Raw genomic sequence first — 20208 nt, forward strand, 5'->3', positions numbered from 1 at the left:
CTATTTAACTATTTAATTTTCTCTATACAGGGAGGTTGATATAACATTGAATTTCTTTGGACAAAAACTACGCAACTCCTTTAGAAACAAAAGCAAACCCCTTCTCTCCCTGCTGGCGGTCCTATTGATCGTAGGGATCCTTTATGAATTCAATGCTCGGGAGTCCATTAAAAATGCCAATGCCTCCACTCAATTCCAGGTTGTCACCCGGGGAGATATCACCGAGAAAATATCCGCATCGGGTACGGTACAATCCCCAACCCAGGTTAAACTCAGCTTTGTCGCCGGCAATACCGGGAGGCTGTCCTCCATTAAGGTAAAGATCGGGTCTACCGTACAAACCGGCGACGTACTGGCCACCCTTGATGACCGTACGGCGAGAGCTCAGTTGACCACCGCCCGGGCCAATCTTGAATCGGCCATCGCCAAATTAAATCAAGCCAAACAGGGCGCCACCAGTGAGACCATTGCCGTTCAACAAACCAATGCCGAAAAAGCCCGGGTAGCCCTGGAAGGCGCCAAAAAGGCCTATGAAAACCAATTGGTTTTGTATAATGACCGGACCCAAGCCCGTCAGCAGGTTGTTCATGCTGAAAGCCAGTTGGAACAGGCACAAATTCAACTGCGCTCAGCCAAAGCCGGTCTTGCTTCCGCCCAATCGAAACTGGATGCCTCCAGGGAACTAGCCTCCCTGGAGGCAGTAGAGGCAGCCCGTGCCAATCTGGAGGCGGCAGAATCCCAGTACATCAATGCGTTGCAGGATCAAAAGGCTGCCCAAGACACATTGACCACCGCTTTGAACCAAACTCCCCCACCGGAAAATGTGAGTGAGCTAAAAAACACCGCCGAGGCAGCCCAATCGGCCCTGAATCAAGCTGAAGCCACTCGGACAAAGGCCAGAAAGCAGTTGACCGACCTGTCCGGCCAAGCCAACGATTATGCGGTATCCCAGGCGGAAGCCGCTCGAGACCAGGCTCAAGCTGCGGTGGAGCAAGCAGAGAATACCCTTCGTACCGCCCAGGGCAGCCTGGAACTAGCGAAGGAAAGCTACGCCAACCGCAGTCAAGACAAAGCCCAATTGGATCAGGTGAAAAACCAAATGGACCAAGCCCAGGCAACCTATAATACCGCTGTGGCTCAATTGAATCAGACCCTGGCTCCTGCGGACCGGGAATCCATCCGTATAGCCCAGGCAGCGGTAGATCAAGCCCGGGTACAGGTACAACAGCAGGAGATCGCCCTGGATAATTTGATCTTAAAAGCACCCATGGACGGCATCATTGCCCAAATTAACGGCAATATTGGCGAGCTGACCTCTGCCGGCCAGCCGGTCATTGTTATGAACGATTCCAACGCCCATACACTGCAGGTAATGGCCCAAATCAGCCAAAACGATGTCACTAAAATCATGCCTGGCCAAAGTGCCGATATCACCACCACCGCCGTACAGGGAAAAAACTTTAAAGGAACGGTGCTGGTGGTTTACCCTGAGGCGATTACACAAAACGGGGTGACCAATTACAGCGTCCTGCTTTCTGTAGAAAATTCCGCAGGTCAGTTAAAGCCGGGGATGACTACCAATGTGTCTATCAACACCGGTACCCATAAAAATGTACTGTATGTACCCATGGCGGCCCTAAAGGAACTTAACGGCAGCGACGGCGTCTATTTGGCTCATAAAGATGGCGAACTTCGTTTTCAACCGGTGACCATCGGTCTTTTTGGCCTGGACAAGGTTGAAATTATTGCCGGCCTGCAGGAAGGAGATCAAGTTGCGGTTTCTTTGACCAACGATAGCGGGAAAAAATCTTTCTCCCTTTGGGGCGGCTTCGGAGGAGGGAATCGCTAATTGGGCCACATCATCAAAGTGGATAATATGAAGAAAACCTACCAACTGGGCGATCAGCAAATTCAAGCCCTGGCAGGGGTTAGCCTGGAGATTGGCCGGGGAGAATTCGTGGCCATTATGGGTTCATCCGGTTCCGGCAAATCAACCATGATGAACCTATTGGGCTGCCTGGATAAGCCTACTTCCGGTGAATATTATTTGGATGGCCAGCCCATGTCCAAGGTGAAGGATGATCAGCAGGCCCTGATACGCAACGCTAAAATTGGCTTTGTATTTCAAAGCTTCAATCTGCTCCCCCGTACCACCGCTTTGGAGAATGTGGAACTGCCCCTGCTGTATGCCGGCATACCCTCCCGGGAACGCCGAAGCAGAGCGGCGGAAGCCTTGCAGTCGGTAGGCTTGGGCAATCGGTTGAACAATAAACCCAACGAATTATCCGGGGGACAACAGCAGCGGGTTTCCATTGCCCGGGCCCTGATAAACAACCCGGTGATCCTGCTGGCCGACGAACCAACCGGTGCCCTGGACACCCAGACCAGCAGGGAAATCATGAATATCTTCCGGCATCTTCATGCTCAGGGCAAAACCGTTGTAGTAGTTACCCATGAACCGGAGATTGCCCAATATGCCAAACGAATTGTACGCTTCCGGGACGGCCAAATTTTTGAAGACCGGCCTGTGGGCAGCCTTCCTCCGGTGGATCTGGCGGAGGTGAGACCATGAACCTCTCCGAAATCCTACGCCTTTCCCTGCGCAGCATTAAGGCCAACCCCATGCGCTCTCTGCTTACCATGCTGGGCATTATTATTGGGGTTTCTGCAGTCATTCTTTTAGTTGCCATCGGTCAGGGCGCTGCGAAAAGTATCACTTCCCAAATTCAAGGACTTGGCAGCAACCTGCTCATTGTTTCTCCGGGACAAGCCCAGCAGGGAGGCATCAACCTGGGAGCCGGCACCTTAAATAAATTAACCATGGAAGATGCCGAGGCCATCGCCAGGCAACCCTCCATTGAAACCGCGGCTCCCTATGTAAGAAAAAATGCTCAGGTTATCTGGCGCAACACCAATTACGCCACCTCGGTGGAGGGCAGCACCGCCAATTACGCCCAGGTCCGAAGTTTAAAAGTGGATCAGGGGCGGTTTTTCAGTAAATTTGAAGTCTTGGGACAAGCCAATGTGGCGGTGGTGGGCCGTGAGGTTGTCAGCAACCTTTTTGGCAACCCGGACTCCAACATCGTTGGCCGCCAAATTGAAATTAACCAGTTGCCTTTTACCATCATTGGCATTTTGGAAACCCAGGGAAGCCAAGGATTGCAGAACAACGATGATGTCATCCTCCTGCCCATTACCACCGCCATGAACCGTATGTTTGGCATGACCTATGTTTCTACCATTTATGTCTCGGCTAAATCCGAAGAACTGATGAATCAAGCTCAACAAGAGGTGGAAACCGCCCTGCGTATACAGCATGGTCTGCTGCCCAAGGAAGACGACGATTTTAAAATTACTTCCCAGGCGCAAATTCTTAATACCGCCCAGGGCATTACGGGTATTATGACGGCTTTGCTGGCAGGCATTGCCGCCATCTCTCTGGTGGTAGGGGGGATTGGTATTATGAACATCATGTTAGTATCGGTAACCGAACGTACCCGGGAAATCGGTATTCGTAAAGCCATTGGGGCCAACCGGGGCGCCATTCTCCGCCAGTTTCTGACCGAGGCGGTGATGCTAAGCCTCCTGGGTGGTATTACCGGTATTTTGATTGGCATCGGCTCTGCTCTTGTCATTGGGAAAATTTCATCCCTGCCCACCGCCATTACGGTTACCCCGGTCATTTACTCCTTTGTTTTCTCGGTGCTAGTTGGCGTGATCTTTGGAGTATACCCGGCCCGTAAGGCCGCAAGCTTGAATCCCATTGAGGCGTTGCGCTACGAATAGGCACCTGCGCAGCCAGGTGCCTATTCGTAGCCCATACCCATAATTACAGACAAACATGCAAAATGGTAAAACCTCCGGAAAAACGTTGCTCTGGAGGTGAATTTTATAGAAAGGTCTGTTTTAAACTGCAAACCGGTAGCCGACCCCCCAGATGGTCTCAATATATTGTGGATTGGCAGGATCTATTTCAATCTTTTCCCTGATTTTGCGGATATGCACGGTTACAGTGGCCATGTTCCCCGCTGAATCCATACCCCAGATGCGATCAAAAATATCCTCCTTGCTAAAAACCCGGTTAGGGTTAGAGGCCAACAGCAGCAGCAGGTTAAACTCCTTGCTGGTCATGCTGACTTCCCGTCCGCTTCTATAAACTCTTCGAGAGCTTTTATCAATGATAAGGTTTCTTATAATGATCTCATCCTTTTCTTCTTCCCGTGTTCCCGTCAGCCGTTCATACCTGGATAAATGGGCTTTCACCCTCGCCACCAATTCACTGGGACTGAAAGGTTTAGTGACATAATCGTCAGCGCCCAGACCCAGTCCCCTAATTTTATCAATCTCCTCCTGCTTCGCGGAAACCATGAGGATGGGTATATCCTGTTTGCTGCGGATTTGCCTGCAGATTTCAAACCCGTCCATTCCTGGAAGCAGCAAATCCAAAAGAACCAGGTCATAACCGCCCTCCCCGGCCATTTGCAACCCTCTCTGGCCGTTTTGTTCAATGTCAACGGATAACCCATTAATTTCCAGATAATCTCGCATCAGTTCAGCAATGCTTAATTCATCTTCAATGATTAGTATCCTCTTCACTTCCGCACCATCTCTCAACCCAGTTTAAATGTAAAAATGTAAAAATAAACTTACTGCCAAACAGCTTATTTCATTCTTTTTATCATACCTAATTTTTAGATTTTAAATTTTCTTTTTAAAGGTATTAATGGACAAATAAAAAAGCAACCGGCAAACCATAGAACAAGGTGGTGAGCCAGTTGCTTTTCTTGTTTTGGTCCATAATCAAAATTGCAAGCTAGCGATTCTCAAATGCTCCATCCTTCCGCTGCTTTTCGTATCAATAAGAACCGCTTATAAACCCCCTCCTGTTGCATCAGTTCTTCATGGGTTCCTCTCTGGGCAATGCGTCCATCATCCACCATCAGGATCTGATCAGCCTTCTGGATGGTGGCCAAGCGGTGGGCAATGATAATTATGGTTTTACCATGCACCAAAAACTGATGGCTTTTTGAATCATATGCTCGTTCTCGGGATCTACGCTGGCGGTTGCCTCATCCAAAATCACAATGGGTGCATTTTTTAGCATGGCCCTGGCGATGGAGATGCGCTGTTTCTCCCCTCCGGAAAGCGTGGAACCATCGTCGCCAATCAGCCCAATTAAAGCATGATTGTTTATTACTCTTTGAAAATACTCCGCCTATTAAGGTTAAGTCTTGGGGAGGTTAGATGTATAATACTCTCCTCTGCAGCCGACAAGATCGCGACGAAGCATACAAACCACAGAATGACTGATTGCCGATATAAAATAAACAACGGAGTTATAAAAAGCAGAAACCCCGCAAGCTTGTTTCCCCAAGTATGTAAAATAGCAAATGAACGATATTTGTATGCTGCGATGGCCAGGTTCGTACAACGAATTAAAACGATAATTATGATCCAAGGTAAAAAAATTCGGACCTCGTTCCCCATCCATAGGATGATGGATAGGGTGATCACTGTGAAAAGAATTAAATCAGCCATGGAGTCCAATCGAGCGCCCAGTTCGCTTTGTGTTTTTGTTTTGCGTGCGACATAGCCGTCTAAGACATCACTTAAACCGCATACAAGGTATAATACTAAGAATAGTGATGCATTATGAAAGCTGAAGAATAAGGCCAGCAAGAGGACAATCCTGCTGATTGAAATGATATTTGCCATATGTTTCAACAGCCTAATCTCCCTCACAATGAAGTTATTTGTGGCAAGGTAAACATTACGAGATTATTAAGAACATAACAGCATGGGCATCTTAATGTATCATTATACCCATAACTATATAAAGTCATAGAATCACCTGCAGCAACGTTCCGCTGTGCAGGCTCTCGGTGAGAAAGCCCCGCGAAGCCGGAAACGATCATGCTTATATCAAGCCGCCGCTTATATGGTATTTTAAAAATAAAAACCAATCAATCATTGTATTTTTTCTACCGTGTTGCAAAAATTTTAGCGATGTTATACTCTTAATATAATTATTTAACCTTTTCCCAGGACGATCTGGGGTATTGAGGTTCTTGAGCGAAGGAGCTTACAGGTGCCATAGCCACCTGTAAGCTTTTTTATTGGTTGAAAGGCTGCCGGTTAGGGAGTCAAATAGGATCTACGGAAGGATCTTGTTTATAAAGAGGCAGATGGCTGCCAAATTTTACGAAAGGAGCAGGACATGACCAGAGAAATTGCAATCCATATGGGCCGGAACGGCAAAGCAGCAACACTGTATGAACGAGGAAAAACCGTGATATATAAAAGAACCCAAGGGATCTGGACCTTGCAGCAGGAGAAAGATTTTTTTCTCCAACAGGGTCAAGACGTACCGGCCATGCGCCGGCAAATGGAAGAACTAATCCAATTTCTCGGTGACTGTAAAATTTTGATCACCTCGGCCATGAATGGCATTCCCTATTATGAATTGGAAAAAGCCGGCTGCAAAATCTGGGAATGCTCCGGTTCCCCGCGTGAATTATTGGATCATGTATGGGAAAAGGAGCAACAAAGGATATTGACCAAAAACAATCCAGTGGCATCTATGCCCATACCGGAAAATTTGGGAAACGGCTGCTTCCGGATTTCAATTAAAGGGGTCCAGGGCTGCGGAGCCGGAGTTTCCTCCAAGCAAGTGCTGCTGCCCTTCCTGCGGCAAGTCCCCTTTGGCCAATTGGAGGTACTTTGCAGCCATATTCCGCCCTGGGTGGAAGCCGAGACCGTGGCCCGGGATTTAACCTGTGCCACCGAGCGTCTGGGGCCTGATGAATACAAATTGATACTGCGCAAAAAGTCTGATGAGGCGGACTTGTAATGCCAAAATACTGCAAACAAATCAAGAAGAACTTTTTGGCAAGGAAATTTTTTGTCTACAAGGGGGAATTTCGCTATGCCGTCCCATTCTCTTCAAATTTTATTTCCTGTAAAACAAAATCCTAGCGGACTAGAAATCATTCTCCTGGATAATGCCTTATCCTGCACAGAGTTTCATAAGACTGTTCCTGACCGGGTATCGTCTGTATCGGAGCCTTCCGGCCGGAACTGCGGCGGCAAATCTTCTCATGGGTTTTGTGCCAAAGATTTAACTGCCAAATCCCGGTTGCAGCAGCTATTGACGGCTTTATGCCTGAGCCACCCCTACTGGAATGATTTCCGGCTGCTGCATTTTTTGGAAAAACGCAATATAAAACTCTCTATGACTAAACTGCAAAAAATCAAAGAGGAATCGGGTCTCGACAATCGGAAAAACATTTGTAATGCCTTAATTCGACTATACTCCGCCGGAAAAATCAACCTAAACAGTCATCAAATAAGCTTTATCGAACGCATGCGGCCGGAATTTCGCGACCGTGACCTGCAAACGGAAAAGCCCGGCGAGATTCTTGTTTATGAGTGCCTTTTTGTCCGAACCCTAAAAGGCATGGGCAGGATCTATCTCCATACCTTTATCGATCGGTTTAATGGTTACCTTTTTAGTAAACTCAGTCAAAAACGTTCCCTCAGTGAAGGATTAAAGATGCTGACGAAAGAAATTATTCCTCTCTATCAGACCAACGGTTCACCGGTCCAAAAGGTTTTGCATACCACCGGGCCCCAGGAGGTTCTGGAAGAACAGCATTTTACGGAAAACCCGGAGGCGGAGTGGATTCCCACCCTTCGCTCCTTCGGGATGATTCAGGAATTCCAGCAGCGGTTCCTGGAGGATTTTTGTCAATGCCTGGAAACCCTTTCTATACCGCCAGCGCAACTGCCATCTTTCTTTGACCGGTGGCTGAGCAAGCATTACCCCCATCGCCAGTTTCATCAACCACGCCACTGGCTGGCCGACCAATAGCCTGTCTTTTCCATTTGGTTCATGGACCAGGAAATACTTTTATTTTATCGTTCCAGCCGGTTTGTAACATTTTTTTATAAATACCATATTATGGATCAAAACCCAAAAGGAGGGCTATTCATGAGTGGTTTCGGTTGCGGTTGGGATAGTTGCAGTTTCATTCTTTTCTTAATCCTGATTCTTTTATTCCTTGGCAATGGCTACGGTTATAGTTACTCTGTAGAAACCAAGATTGCCAAGTAGTTTGTGGAACAGCAAAATTTTCTCAACCCCTGGCCAGCCAGGGGTTGAATTTTATCTTTCATGCAGCCTCTTCCAGCGTTGGTTCGGAAACTTCTTCTCCCGACACAAACAACTCTCCGATCTCCTGCCACCATCACCTCTGTTAAAAGTACTGTGAATAATTTTTTATATGGAACTCTCCTCCTTTTTTATTGATACCTTTTAGTTTACAGAGGGGGTGTGAACAGACTATGGCCAAAATGTAAACAATTTGTGACGAATACCAAAAACCAAATGGCTATAAAGGGAACATCCCCACCAGATTACCATATTATGGAATCAACCTTGATTTATAAGTTATTCGTTAAATGAGGCCCTGGCTTTGCAGGGATAATAATGCTGGAGGTTGTTGATTATGCACTGGTTTTACCAGGCCCGTTGGTTAAATCGATTGCGCTTAAGAATATGGTGGAAATGGAGGCAATGGATTGACCGACAGTAACGATAACAGGTGATCCTAAGTCCCATTCATATTATAATTAAATAAGAAAATTTACTTATCCTCTTATTTTAGAAGGTGAGACCGTTGAATTATCAGCAAAAGATTGACCAATTGGTACACTTGATCAAAGAAGCGGGCCAGGTGCTTGCCCTTACCGGAGCCGGGGCCAGCACTGAAAGCGGCATTCCCGATTTCCGCAGCAAAGAGAGCGGTTTATGGAACGGTATGCCTGTTGAAGAATTGGCAAGTATTCGGGCCTTAAGAAAAGATCCTCAAAAGTTTTATGATTTTCATCTTAGATGGTGGGAGGTCTGCCTTGGGGCCAAACCCAATGACACCCATTACGCTTTGGCCAAATTGGAACAAACGGGATGGCTGCTGGGGATTATTACCCAGAATATTGACGGGCTGCACCAAAAAGCCGGTTCCCGGCATCTGTGGGAAGTGCACGGGCACCTGCGGACCTGTTATTGTCCGCAGTGCGGCCAAGAGTTTGCCATCAACCGCCTGAAGGAAGACTATCTCTGCCCTGATTGCGGATGGATACTGCGTCCTCGGGTGGTGCTCTTCGGCGACCCCATGCCAAAAGATTATTTTGTTGCCGAGAAGGTCCTTTCCGGCTGCCAGCTTCTACTGGTGGTGGGCACCAGTTTACAGGTCCATCCTGTGAACACCCTCCCGCAACGGGCCCGGCGTATGGTCATCATTAACCATGAACCCACCCCCTGGGACTCCTCTGCCGAACTTGTTTTCCGGGAATCTTCGGGAAAAGTATTGACAGACATAACAAAACATTTAGCCCATATTCCAGGTCCCTACTTTATAAAATGAAAAACGAGTGTGTCGTTTCACACCCGTTTACTGGCTCATCCCTTTGCCTCTATTTTTTCAGATTTAGGATTCATCCCATATATAACCCTGCGCAACTCTTCAAGGGTCAGCTTTTTTTCTTTTACCAGGAAATTCAAAAAGGCCAGAATCTTTTCTCTGTCATGGGATAATTCTTTAAATAGCTGTTCAAACATTTTAACACGTCCTTTGGCTAAACAAATGAAGATAACAAGAATACCAGCAGCTATTATTTCATGCAAAAATAATGCCATTACATATTGCGTTTCATTGTTACCTTCTTTGCGGCCAGGAAGGGATTTAACAAAAAACCTTAAAAGCCGGACTTTCTATTTTGGAACACCCTTTCACCCTGCTGTTCTATAACTTAACACCTTGAGGAAAATGTGTACCGATTTTGCATGGGGCTGAAAAAATAAAACCCGCCCAATCTAAGGCAGGGATAAAATGTCATCATTTAACGACTTACGTTTCATTGATTCCTACTTATTCACCTCGTCATTCTAAGAGTGGTTTTGGGAGTAAATATGCTGGCAGAGGAGTTCCACTTCATCCCCTAAGGGATTCACAAACATCGCCCCGTAGCGATTTTCATGCTGCCAGATAATATAAATATAGATTGAAATAAAAGGTAAATGAATAAGAAACTTTTCTCCTGTTTGTAATTCTTCCGTACAGAGAAAGGAAATACCGCCTCCCCCGACATTCATGATCTTTATATCGCTCAGTTCCCGCTCGTCCTCTGCCGAGACCATGCGGACCACCCAATCCGTTTCTATCCTCGGATATTCTCTTCGATCTTTCATCAGAGCATACCCCTCCCTAAAAAACAATTCACGCAGCCTCACGGATCTATCAACGATAAAAGCCCGGCTAAATGTTTCCTAGTCCTCGTTAAATGTAGAACCGGCCAGAGGAAATGTCATTAAAGCAATGGTTATGAGCATTAGAATTCTCTTCACACAACCACACCCTTTAAAATAATATTCAATCTATTTTATTTAATGTACCTTCTATTCCGGTTTAATTGAATCAATCAAAAGTCCTAAAAAAACCATGACCAAGGTCCGCTTTTATTCCCTGCTTTTCTGGAGGATATTGAATTTATTGGCTGTGTAATAAGATAAGAAACCTTAAATATTTCACGTTAATGGAGTCATACTAAGGCAAGACCTTTTATACTGAGGTGAGGTGTATGACTACGAAAAAAATAGTACAAATATTGCTGATATTTCTTTTATTATGCTGCGTAGGTTGCAGGCAGCAGGAGCCTCAACCCAAACCGGAGGGCCAAAAAATAAAAATCGGTGTTTCCTTTGCCTCAATGGAATTTGACGGCAACCAAACCATTAAAAAATATATGGAAGAACGCAAGAAAAAGGATAAGGTGGATATTACCTTTACTGATGCCAAAATGGATCCTTCCCAACAGGAAAAAGATGTGGATCAACTTATCAAAAAAAAGGTGAAGGCGATTATTTTACAAACCGTGAGCCCCGTTGAAGGGGCCGCTCTGGTGGATAAAATAACCAAGGCTAAAATTAAAGTCATTGCCTTGGAAACCCTGCCGGTCAATGTCCCTATGGATGGGTATATCGCTGCGGATCATATCCGGGCCGGTGAGTTGATGGCCAAACATGTCCTGTCCTGGACCGAGCAGCAGGCAGCACAAAAACCGTTAAAGGTTCTGATTCTAAAGGGCGATCCCCAGGATCTTTTGGCGGAACAAATCGCGGGCAGTGCCCAAAGGGTCCTGCAATCGGATAAAAAAATTGAAAACGTGAAAATCATCGAGCATCCCGAAGGAGACCCGGAAATGGCCCAGATGACCATGCAAGAGGTTCTGAATACGGTAAAAACCGATGTCATCCTGGCCACCGACGACCGGTTGGGCAATGCCGCCGTAAAAGTACTAAAGGCTCGGGGAATGGAAAAACAGGCCTTTATCATGGGGGTTGGAGCGGACCGTAAGGCCTCCGAGGCCCTGTCATCGGGAGAAATCGCCGGAGAAATTGATATTCAGCCCGAACTTTTAGCCAGCTATGCCTTTGATGCCGCCATAAGTGTCGCCAATAACGGCAATTGGAACAGTGAAACCCGAATACAAAATGGAAATTTTGATATCCCCGCCCGCATTGTTCCGGTTCGCTTAATCCAAAAGGACCAAATCTATTTACTGGAAGAACGCTGGGGTAAGCTGGGTCAACAGCAACAGCAGCAAGAGCAACAAGGCTCGGAACAGCAGGGTCAATCTCAAAATAACGATTCTTCCCAAGAATCATCCAATGGTTCCGGGGGCTCTTCCGGAGAACAGGGGAATCAGGGAGGCCAAGGGGGTCAGGGTTCCAAGACCAAGGTAAAAATTACCACCCAGGACGGGAAAGTGATGGAAGTTGAGGTTGAGGGAGAAGTTAAATCCATCCAGGCCGAAGGAGAAGGAAACGGTCAGCAGCAGGGAGGAGAACAATCCGGTCAGGGCGGAGGAGAGTAATTTTCCTTTCACCATTAAAAAACAAACAGCCGGGCACTCAACGAGAGAACCCGGCTGTTGCTTTTAGTTAAAAATGAAAACGGGCCAACTCCTGGTTTAATACGGCCAGCTTACTTTTATCCCGCACCACAAATACTACTCTACGTACAAAGGTCAGTTGGGGAATCATTTCTTTCAGCGCGGTAAAGGCTACCTGCACGCCTTCTTTAAAGGGATATCCAAAAACTCCCGTTGAAATCAAAGGAAAAGCAATGGATTTTACTTTATGTTCTTCGGCCAACTTCAGTGCATTACAATAACAGTTGGCTAAAACTTTCCCGGAAAATTCATCTTTCTCGTAGACCGGTCCAAGACAATGAATTACAAACTTGTTGGGAAGATGGTGTGCCCCGGTAATGACCGCTTCTCCCGGTTTAATGGGAGCCAGGGGACGGCATTCCTCCAGCAGCCCCGGACCTGCCGCACTGTGAATGGCTCCCGCCACGCCTCCTCCCGGACGCAGCCAGGCGTTGGCGGCGTTTACAACGGCGTCAAAACCGTTCTGAGCGGCAATGTTTCCTATTTTACACTCCATGATTAACCCGGATAAGGTTCTTTTCACAGCCCTAAGACCTCCTCCGCCAAACCTACTTCTCCCCCTGAATTTGCACTAACACCTTCCGCTCTCTGGGACCATCAAAATCAACCAGGAAAATCCCTTGCCAGGTACCCAATAACAGCTTCCCTCCACGAATAATTATTTGTTGCGAGCTGCCCATCAGGCTGGTCATCATATGGGCGGAGGTATTTCCTTCTCTGTGCCGGTAAACTCCCTCCCTGGGAACTAAATTTTCTATAATGGCTTTCATATCCGTCGCCACATCCGGGTCGGCATTTTCATTCAGGGTTACCGCAGCCGTAGTATGGGGTATGAAAATCACGGCAAATCCGTCTTTGATGCCGGATTTTTTTACCACTGCGGCAACCTCGGCGGTAATCTCCGTAAAGCTAACCCGGTTTTGAGAGTGTATTTTAAATTCCTCATTCAATAAAATGCTTTATCCCTCCTTTTCATCAGCATGTTTTAATTTTTCTCTATAGGCGTCCTAAACACCTTCTTTATATAAAATACCAACTTAAAAAATAGCCTTACCTACCGGTAAGGCCACAGATTATTTCAGAGCGCGTTCAATAATTTTATACATACGGTCTACAAAAGCCCTGGGATCGACAATCAACCCGGAGGAAATTAAAGCATTGTCAAAGATTTGTTCCGCCGCCAACCGGGCAAAAGGATCATTCTCTTCCCTTAAATGATTCAAATTGCGAACAATGGGATGGCTGCTATTGATCTCCAGCACTTTGGGGCCAATGGAGTTTAAATCTTTATTGGCCATCTGCATCATCCGCTGCATGCTGCTGGTAAAGGAATCCTGATTTAAGACAATGGCCGGGTTATCCTCCAGGCGCTTGGACTCTCGCACTTCTACAATTTTTTTTCCCAAGACTTCTTTCAACCATCCGGCCAGTTTCTCGAACTGTTCTTGGGAAAGGGTTTCCCGGTCCGGTGTGTCGGTCTCTCCCTCGGGTAAATCCAGCTCCGCCTGATCCACAGAAACCAGTTTTTTCCCTTCAAACTCGCCCAATTGGCTCAGGATATAATCATCCACCGCTTCATTGGTATAGAGTACTTCAATTTCCTTTTTCCAAAATATTTCCAAATAAGGGCTGGCCTCAATAACCTCCCGGGTAGGACCGTTAATATAATAGATATGTTTTTGATCCTCTTTCATTCTTTCCACATAATTCTGAAGGGCCACCAGTTCTCCTTCTCCGGCTTTGGAGGATTCAAAGCGCATTAATTTAACCAGATCATTGCGGTAGGCAAAATCCGTTGCCGCTCCCTCTTTGATAAACATAGAAAAATTACGCCAGAATTCTTTGTATTTCTCCGGGTCTTTGGAAGCCTGCTCGCTTAAGAATTTTAAGAAGCGCCCGGTAATCACCTTTCTTAATTTGGCCAGTAAAGCGCTGTCCTGCATGGTTTCCCGGGAAATATTCAGGGGCAGCTCCTCGCTGTCCACCACGCCCTTGATGAAGCGCAGCCACTCAGGCAATATTTCTTTGGACTGCTGCTGGATCAGCACTTTGCGGCAGTACAGGTTTACGCCGGGCTCCAACCTTCCAAAACCCAACCGCTCAAAATGGTCCTTGGGAACAAACAGCAGGGCATTAATGGCCAGCGGAGCATCCACTGAAAAATGGAGTTTAAAAAGAGGCTCGTCGTAAGCGTTGGCAATATATTTATAAAACTCGGTATATTCCTCCGGGGTAACCTCTTTTTTGTTTTTGGTCCAAAGGGCCTGTACCGTGTCTACCTTTTCCCCGTTTACGAGAATGGCAAAAGGCACAAAACTGGAATACTGCTTAATAATTCTTTTGATCACATCGGCTTTGGCAAACTCATGGGCGTCTTCCTTTAAGCGAAGGACAATTTTGGTCCCCCGTTTTAATCCTTCCGCCTCGCCCAGGGTGTAGCTTCCGGTGCCGTCCGAGGTCCAGATACAACCGGCCGCTTCCGGGTTATAAGAGCGGGAAAATACTGTAACCTCATCGGCCACCATAAAGGCGGCGTAAAAACCTACGCCAAATTGCCCAATTAAGCTGACATCCTTTTTATCGCCCTCCGCCAGATACTGGAAAAAAGCCTTGGAGCCTGAATGGGCGATGGTTCCCAGGTTTTCCGCCAGTTCATCCCGGGTCATGCCAATCCCCGTGTCGGTGATGGCCAGGGTATGTCCATCCTCATCCAGTTCTAGGGTAATCTCCAGGGGTAAGTCCCCGTCCGCTATTTCTTTGGTGGTTATTTTTTGATAACGAAGTTTTTCCAGGGCATCGGCGGCATTGGAGATTAGCTCCCGCAGGAAAATTTCCCGATCCGTATAAAGGGAATGAATGACAATATTCAGTAGTTGTTTTACTTCCGCTTGAAATTCTCTGGTCTCTGTTCCTGTGGTCATCTTTATACCCCCTCTAAAGAATGTAAAAGTTTCCATAAAATAATATAATCATTGCACCTGTGCCTGTCAATCCTTTGCAAGCCGCTAAAAGAGGATGGCACGCCATCCCTCCTTTAGGTCTTATTCAGTTGTTCACCGGTATCGGTCCAGGTAAATTTCTCCAATATCTTTCCGGTCCGGGGAACAAACCCTTCGGCAAAATCCTCCGGGTAATGATTGATAATATGAAATACCCGGTCTCCATGTTTTCCTACAGCAATATTGCCCACATAAGATTGGTTATTTACTTTATCCATAAACTGCCATTCACTTTCCGACCAGGGATAGCTTTTTTCCGTGTCCGGGTTATTGTACCGGCCCACCTTCTGCCAACGGTTGCTGAGAATCATACCGCTGGCAAACTTGACCGCTTCCTCAACACTGGTTCCCTGGGGATAGAAAAAGAGGCTCATATAGGCGTCATCCCGTTTTTTTCCTGCAAAATTGGCCACAAAACGAAAGGCCTCCCCCTCGCCGGAAGCCGTCCGCTCCACCATCATGTCCGAGGGCGCATAGGTGTAAAAAGGCAGCGGGGCGCCCTCTACTAAATGAAGAACAACCTCCTGCTGCATCCCCTCAATACTCAGGGTATCCTTTTGAGTTTGGGGCCTAGCTTCGGTCTTTTTTAAAGACTTCAGTTGCGAAGTAATTTTATCTTCACCCACGGTAAATTCCCGCAGGATTAAGCCGGTATTTTCGGCATAGTATTCAAACTGCCGGCCTTCCTCCGGTGGATGCTCCAGGGAAGTAATTTTAATTTTTACCACATTATGAAAGGTTCCTCCGGGAACCTCCACCCGTTCAGAAGTACTGACCACCTCCCGCTGGTCCCGCTCATTCTTCCAGGTAGCACCCACTTTCAAGGGGGCTTTTAATATCACTTCTTCTAGATTGGGCTTTTCCTCCAGGAGATTTTTATCGCTGTAAAACTCTTCCTTGGTATAGGTTTTAACCACCTGGGAGGACGTTACCTCAAAAACCATTCCTAAAACAGTGCCCCCGTTATCCTCGGAAACCTGCGCCTTGTTTCCCTGGGTATGCATGACCCTGCGGGTAAAGCCGGCGTATTCGTTGCCCTCACCTTCATAGTCCCAGGTTAATTGGCTCTCCACAGGAAAATACCGGCTGACATCCTGAATGCCTTTTTCCATAGGTTTCTCTGCAGGGTTAGGAGGATTTTCTTTTTTCACACAACCGGTTAACATCAGCAGACCTAATAATAAACAGATGCATCCTTTGACCGTGCTCCATCTCATTGATGCTCCCCCTTTCTAAGCAACTTCCCCTGTACTTTGGATCTTCACCTCTACCTTAACCTGGATCACGCTGTTGCAAAAAACTTCGTCCCAATCCTCTTTTTCCACCAGGGAGGGCCACTTATAGCGGGCATATTTACCCAACAGGATGGCATCCAGCCGGTATTGATTTTGTAAATCATTTAAAAATACGGAACATTGTTTTTGAATTTTATCCTCTAAGGCTTTCTCTGCTCTTTGAATATTTTCCTCCTTGCTAGCAAATGGAAATTCGCCCACATCCTCGATCACGCTTCCCTTTAATTTAATTTGTATCTCAAAAAAAGGGTGTTCCTTTTCCATTTTGGCTTTAACCGAGCGGCTGTTAACGCCTTCAAAGGTTACCTTTTTTACCTCTCCCTGTTCATCCTCCAGTTCAAACAAAATATCCCCCTGGGTCTCTTTCCCCCGCAGCCAGGTTAATACTCTCATATCCTCTTTATTGATCTTGGCCACCATTTTATATTTTTTAAACAGGGCCGCCCCTGAGATTTCCAAACGGTCTTGGTCATGAATGCGCAGAATTGGCAATACCGGGTTAAAACCGGGGGTAAGGACATCTACCCGGAAAGAATGGAGATCTTCACAGGGAGTGAAGTTGCTCTTGTCGGCATTTCTAAGTATTTCAATCACATTTTGGCCTACCGTTTGATAATGCTTGGGTTTAATATTCAATATATCTGAAGCTTTCCCCTCACTCACGGCCAAACTTATTGTATTGGTAAACTGAGGGCCGCGAAATAATAAATCAAATACCTCCTCGGTTCCCCGGCTGGCTAAATTTTCGCTGAGCAGCACCGCCCTCAGGTCACCAATGGCCATCTTGCGGGAGGATTTGTTGCCCCGGTCTATCCGGGTTTCCCCCATGGTTTCCCCTTCCAAGGTCATTACGTCCGATTGTACCTGAGCCCCGCGGTTAAAAACGGGAAAATTAATGGACATGGCATATCGCTCCTGCTCATTTTTGCCCACATAATCATAGCCCGCCACAAAGGGAATATAAAGGTCGTTGACATCGGTGGCGTCCCAGCAGCCGGTTGTAAAAACCATCATGAGCAGCAGCAGGAACAGTAAACCGCTTTTACGCATTGCCTTGTTCACCGCCAATCCCGCGCAGCATGGCAATGGCCCATAAGCCCAAAGGAATCACCGTAATAAAGGCAATTCCCACCAACCCCAGATAGGAACTAAAGGATAAGGCCTGCTCGAAATTTTGGGGAAGTAGAATCACGATCAATAAAAATGGCAAGAACAGCACTGTCATCAGGAGGGGTGAGTTGACACCCATGATTTTTTCCATGGTGTACCGGCTGACAAAATACATGTTGGCCACCGGACGAAAGGCTACAAAGACCCAGAATATAATGAAAAAAAACTCCCCTCTCTCAATCATGGGCGCCTGATAGGTTTTCAACAACCCCATCAGCCCGAATCGTATATGTTCCGTTACCTCCGGTCCAAAAATCCCAAGTACAGCCAGCGCCACCATTAAATAAATGATGGTTATAATCAGCACCGCCGTTAAACTTGCTTTGACAATTTCCTTTTTATTCTGCACCAGGGAATAAAAAACCAGCAAAACCTCCAGACCTAAAAAAGCAAAAACCGCATCATAGGATCCCATTAAAATATTGGTCAGCCCCGCCTGCCCCACCGGCCGGAAAAAACTAATGTCAATTTTAGGCACCGCACCTAAAATAAACACAAATAAAAACAGGGATTCATAAAAGACCAATTCATTCACCCTTCCCAGAACCCGGGCATCCTTGGATGCCAGATAGGCGGAAACAAGCAGGATCAATATCCCCAAGGCCCATACCGGAGTAACAGGAAACAGGTAGGTTTTTAGAATATCAACAAAGATTCGGGCAACGACCGCGGCAAAGGCCATGGTATACAGTACAAAGAGCAAAGACAGCATTTTGCCCGGCCATTTGCTCAGAACCTTTTCACTGTATTCGGCAAAGGATAAGTCGGGAAATTTGCGATTAATGAGATGAAGCATGAATATTCCTAACAGAGGCAATAGAGACCCCATCAGTGTGGAAATCCAAACGTCCTGCTTGGCATCCCTGACCACTGTGGAAGTAAGGGTAAAGATACCCACGCCAATGGTGCTTCCAATAATGGTAAAGATCAGTTGTTTGCTGGTAATTATATTGGTTTTACTTTTCATTTTCTTGCTGCTCCCGGGGGGCCTGGCCGATGCGTTGATTATCGATATGAGGGACGGAAACCGGCCTTTTTTTATGTTTCCAAATGCGCGAAACCACAAAGGTATCCCCTAAATCGGCATAACGGGTAGGCGCCAAGGGAGACATATAGGGTACGCCAAAGCTTTCCAGGGAAACCAAATGAATGGTTATAAACAACAAACCCACGGCAATTCCCACCGCACCAAACATGGCCGCCAGCAGCATCATGGGAAATTTAATCAACCGGATGGCCAAACCCATACTGTAATTGGGGAAAACGAAGGAACTGATGGTGGCCAGGGATACCACCACCACCATTAAGGGACTGACCAGTTTGGCCGATATGACCGCCTGGCCGATGACAATCCCCCCCACCACCCCCAGGGTTTGCCCTACCGTACTGGGCAGACGGAGTCCGGCTTCCCGTAAGAGTTCAATCACCACTTCCATAAACAATGCCTCCACCAGCGGCGTAAAGGGCAATTCCTCTCTGATTTCCGCCACCGCCAGCAACAAATCCGTGGGCATCAAGGAATGGTGAAAGGTAATTAACGCAATGTACACCGGCGTGAGGGTGGTAGTGATAATTAAAGCCAGCAGCCGCACCATCCGCGCCGCTGAACCGATAATGGTTCGTTCGTAGTAATCTTCACTGCCCTGCAGGAACTGCATAAAAACCGTTGGCACCAGTAGTACAAAAGGAGTGCCGTCCACCAAAATGGCCACCCTCCCCTCCAGCAGGTTGGCTACCACCCGGTCCGGTCGTTCGGTGCCAAACACCTGGGGAAATAAACTGTTGGGATAGTCTTCAAAAAACCGCTCCAGGTATCCGGATGCCAGCACCGCATCGACATTAATTTGAGATAAGCGATGGCGGACTTCCTGGACAATTTGAGGGTCGGCAATATCTGTTAGGTAGACCATGGCTACTTTTGTGCGGCTGCGCCGGCCTAGGGTGGTGGCTTGAATCATGAGCTCCGGGGATTTTATTTTTCGCCTGAGAATGGCTAAATTTACCGTCAGATCCTCGATAAAGCCCTCCCTGGAACCGCGCACAGTGCGTTCCGTAGGGGGTTCATCAATGGCTCTTCTCTCCCCGCCCCTGGTCTCAATGACCAATCCTTCATCGCTGCCTGCAATTAATAATAGAGATTTGCCCAATAATATCTCCAGCAGTACATCGGCCGCCAGGGATGCCCTTTTTACGGAACCGCTGGACAGGGTTTTTTCCGCAATATATCTTAGCAGATCCTTCTGTTGGTCCGGTATTTCTCGAACCTGCTGCAATTTAGATAAAACATCTTGACGGATAATTTTTACATCCACAATGCCGTCAATATAAATTAAAATCGCCGCCCGGCTGCCAATCAGCACCCGGGTGCAAATAATATCAACGCTCCCGCCAAGGCCTTCATAAATGGTCTGCCGGTCTTTATCCAGGTTTCCGGTTAATCGGATCCCTTTTTCGGCTCCGGCGATAACCGACTGTTGATTATGATTGTTTCCTTTCCACTTACCAAACATGTCCTTCAATGTCATGGGATCACCAACCTCAGGTTATTTTTCCACAAATGACAATAATTATTGGTGGAAGGCACGATTCTTTTAAATAAATGGGTAAAAACCGTGCCTGTACTCATGGACACTGAAAGCCATTCTTGTTATAATAAAAAAAATTAAACATTGATTAAATGTGTTGTGTCAAAGGGGCGCAAGGATTGTTCAGCTAACGGGGGGGTAGCTTTT

The 20208-nt window shown here is 46.8% G+C and carries 19 protein-coding genes and 1 pseudogene; 8 read left to right on the forward strand and 12 right to left on the reverse strand.

Annotated features, from left to right (window positions below; translation table 11 throughout):
- The first annotated feature begins 46 nt into the window (after nt 1-46).
- The 3 genes from DESRU_RS19920 to DESRU_RS12935 are packed head-to-tail and all read left to right on the forward strand — an operon-like array spanning nt 47 to nt 3786.
- On the forward strand, nt 47-1849 hold the full coding sequence (locus DESRU_RS19920) for an efflux RND transporter periplasmic adaptor subunit (protein ID WP_013842532.1): 1803 nt from the start codon (nt 47-49) through the stop codon (nt 1847-1849).
- Nucleotides 1850-1858: 9 nt separating this feature from the next.
- Nucleotides 1859-2572 (forward strand): ABC transporter ATP-binding protein, encoded by a 714-nt coding sequence (locus DESRU_RS12930; protein ID WP_187290660.1) that lies wholly within the window; start codon nt 1859-1861, stop codon nt 2570-2572.
- On the forward strand, nt 2569-3786 hold the full coding sequence (locus tag DESRU_RS12935; RefSeq protein WP_013842534.1) for an ABC transporter permease: 1218 nt from the start codon (nt 2569-2571) through the stop codon (nt 3784-3786). Before DESRU_RS12930 ends, DESRU_RS12935 begins: the two co-directional genes overlap by 4 nt.
- 120 nt (nt 3787-3906) lie before the next feature.
- Here the strand turns inward: DESRU_RS12935 and DESRU_RS12940 are convergent, their stop codons facing one another.
- From DESRU_RS12940 to DESRU_RS12950, 3 genes and pseudogenes are all read right to left on the reverse strand, one after another.
- Nucleotides 3907-4596, reverse strand: coding sequence for a response regulator transcription factor (locus DESRU_RS12940; protein WP_013842535.1), 690 nt, complete (start codon nt 4594-4596; stop codon nt 3907-3909).
- A 227-nt stretch (nt 4597-4823) separates the two neighbouring features.
- A pseudogene (locus DESRU_RS20315) lies at nt 4824-5170 on the reverse strand (ATP-binding cassette domain-containing protein); the annotation flags it as partial.
- Between the two features lie 23 nt (nt 5171-5193).
- Nucleotides 5194-5715, reverse strand: coding sequence for a CDP-alcohol phosphatidyltransferase family protein (locus DESRU_RS12950; protein ID WP_041275775.1), 522 nt, complete (start codon nt 5713-5715; stop codon nt 5194-5196).
- Nucleotides 5716-6217: 502 nt separating this feature from the next.
- Between DESRU_RS12950 and DESRU_RS12955 the strand changes: the two genes are divergently transcribed.
- From DESRU_RS12955 to DESRU_RS12965, 4 genes are all read left to right on the forward strand, one after another.
- The gene (locus DESRU_RS12955) at nt 6218-6850 is read left to right on the forward strand and encodes a Fe-only nitrogenase accessory AnfO family protein (protein WP_013842537.1); all 633 of its coding nucleotides are present in this window, start codon (nt 6218-6220) and stop codon (nt 6848-6850) included.
- 75 nt (nt 6851-6925) lie between these two features.
- On the forward strand, nt 6926-7870 hold the full coding sequence (locus tag DESRU_RS12960; protein WP_013842538.1) for a hypothetical protein: 945 nt from the start codon (nt 6926-6928) through the stop codon (nt 7868-7870).
- Between the two features lie 120 nt (nt 7871-7990).
- Nucleotides 7991-8113, forward strand: a complete 123-nt coding sequence (locus DESRU_RS21515; protein ID WP_013842539.1) for a hypothetical protein — start codon at nt 7991-7993, stop codon at nt 8111-8113.
- 565 nt (nt 8114-8678) lie between these two features.
- Nucleotides 8679-9425, forward strand: a complete 747-nt coding sequence (locus tag DESRU_RS12965) for an SIR2 family NAD-dependent protein deacylase (RefSeq protein WP_013842540.1) — start codon at nt 8679-8681, stop codon at nt 9423-9425.
- A gap of 35 nt (nt 9426-9460) precedes the next feature.
- On the opposite strand, the gene DESRU_RS12970 is transcribed toward DESRU_RS12965, so the two are convergent.
- Nucleotides 9461-9685: a hypothetical protein gene (locus tag DESRU_RS12970; protein ID WP_187290571.1), complete on the reverse strand. Its 225-nt coding sequence runs from the start codon at nt 9683-9685 to the stop codon at nt 9461-9463.
- Between the two features lie 261 nt (nt 9686-9946).
- On the reverse strand, nt 9947-10249 hold the full coding sequence (locus DESRU_RS12975; protein WP_013842542.1) for a PilZ domain-containing protein: 303 nt from the start codon (nt 10247-10249) through the stop codon (nt 9947-9949).
- A gap of 389 nt (nt 10250-10638) precedes the next feature.
- On the opposite strand from DESRU_RS12975, the gene DESRU_RS12980 reads away from it, so the two are divergent.
- Entirely contained in the window at nt 10639-11934 is a 1296-nt protein-coding gene (locus DESRU_RS12980) for a substrate-binding domain-containing protein (protein ID WP_013842543.1), read from the forward strand.
- Between the two features lie 67 nt (nt 11935-12001).
- Here DESRU_RS12980 and DESRU_RS12985 read toward each other — a convergent pair whose 3' ends face one another.
- The 7 genes from DESRU_RS12985 to DESRU_RS13015 form a co-directional block, all read right to left on the reverse strand.
- Nucleotides 12002-12535, reverse strand: a complete 534-nt coding sequence (locus tag DESRU_RS12985) for a macro domain-containing protein (RefSeq protein WP_013842544.1) — start codon at nt 12533-12535, stop codon at nt 12002-12004.
- 25 nt (nt 12536-12560) lie between these two features.
- Nucleotides 12561-12962 (reverse strand): secondary thiamine-phosphate synthase enzyme YjbQ, encoded by a 402-nt coding sequence (locus DESRU_RS12990; RefSeq protein WP_013842545.1) that lies wholly within the window; start codon nt 12960-12962, stop codon nt 12561-12563.
- A 123-nt stretch (nt 12963-13085) separates the two neighbouring features.
- Entirely contained in the window at nt 13086-14933 is a 1848-nt protein-coding gene (gene htpG / locus DESRU_RS12995) for a molecular chaperone HtpG (RefSeq protein ID WP_013842546.1), read from the reverse strand.
- 113 nt (nt 14934-15046) lie between these two features.
- A complete protein-coding gene (locus tag DESRU_RS19925) occupies nt 15047-16228 on the reverse strand; it encodes a hypothetical protein (RefSeq protein WP_013842547.1) in 1182 nt (393 codons plus the stop codon).
- 15 nt (nt 16229-16243) lie between these two features.
- Nucleotides 16244-17356 carry a Ger(x)C family spore germination protein gene (locus DESRU_RS13005; protein ID WP_013842548.1) on the reverse strand — a complete coding sequence of 371 codons (1113 nt, stop codon included), beginning with the start codon at nt 17354-17356 and terminating at the stop codon, nt 16244-16246.
- The gene (locus DESRU_RS13010; protein ID WP_013842549.1) at nt 17349-18443 is read right to left on the reverse strand and encodes a GerAB/ArcD/ProY family transporter; all 1095 of its coding nucleotides are present in this window, start codon (nt 18441-18443) and stop codon (nt 17349-17351) included. Before DESRU_RS13010 ends, DESRU_RS13005 begins: the two co-directional genes overlap by 8 nt.
- Entirely contained in the window at nt 18433-20001 is a 1569-nt protein-coding gene (locus DESRU_RS13015) for a spore germination protein (RefSeq protein ID WP_013842550.1), read from the reverse strand. The genes DESRU_RS13010 and DESRU_RS13015 overlap by 11 nt, the downstream gene beginning before the upstream one ends.
- Nucleotides 20002-20208: the final 207 nt, after the last annotated feature.

Origin of the sequence: Desulforamulus ruminis DSM 2154 (assembly GCF_000215085.1) — a bacterium.
In the GTDB taxonomy this organism is placed as follows: Bacteria; Bacillota; Desulfotomaculia; order Desulfotomaculales; family Desulfotomaculaceae; genus Desulfotomaculum; species Desulfotomaculum ruminis.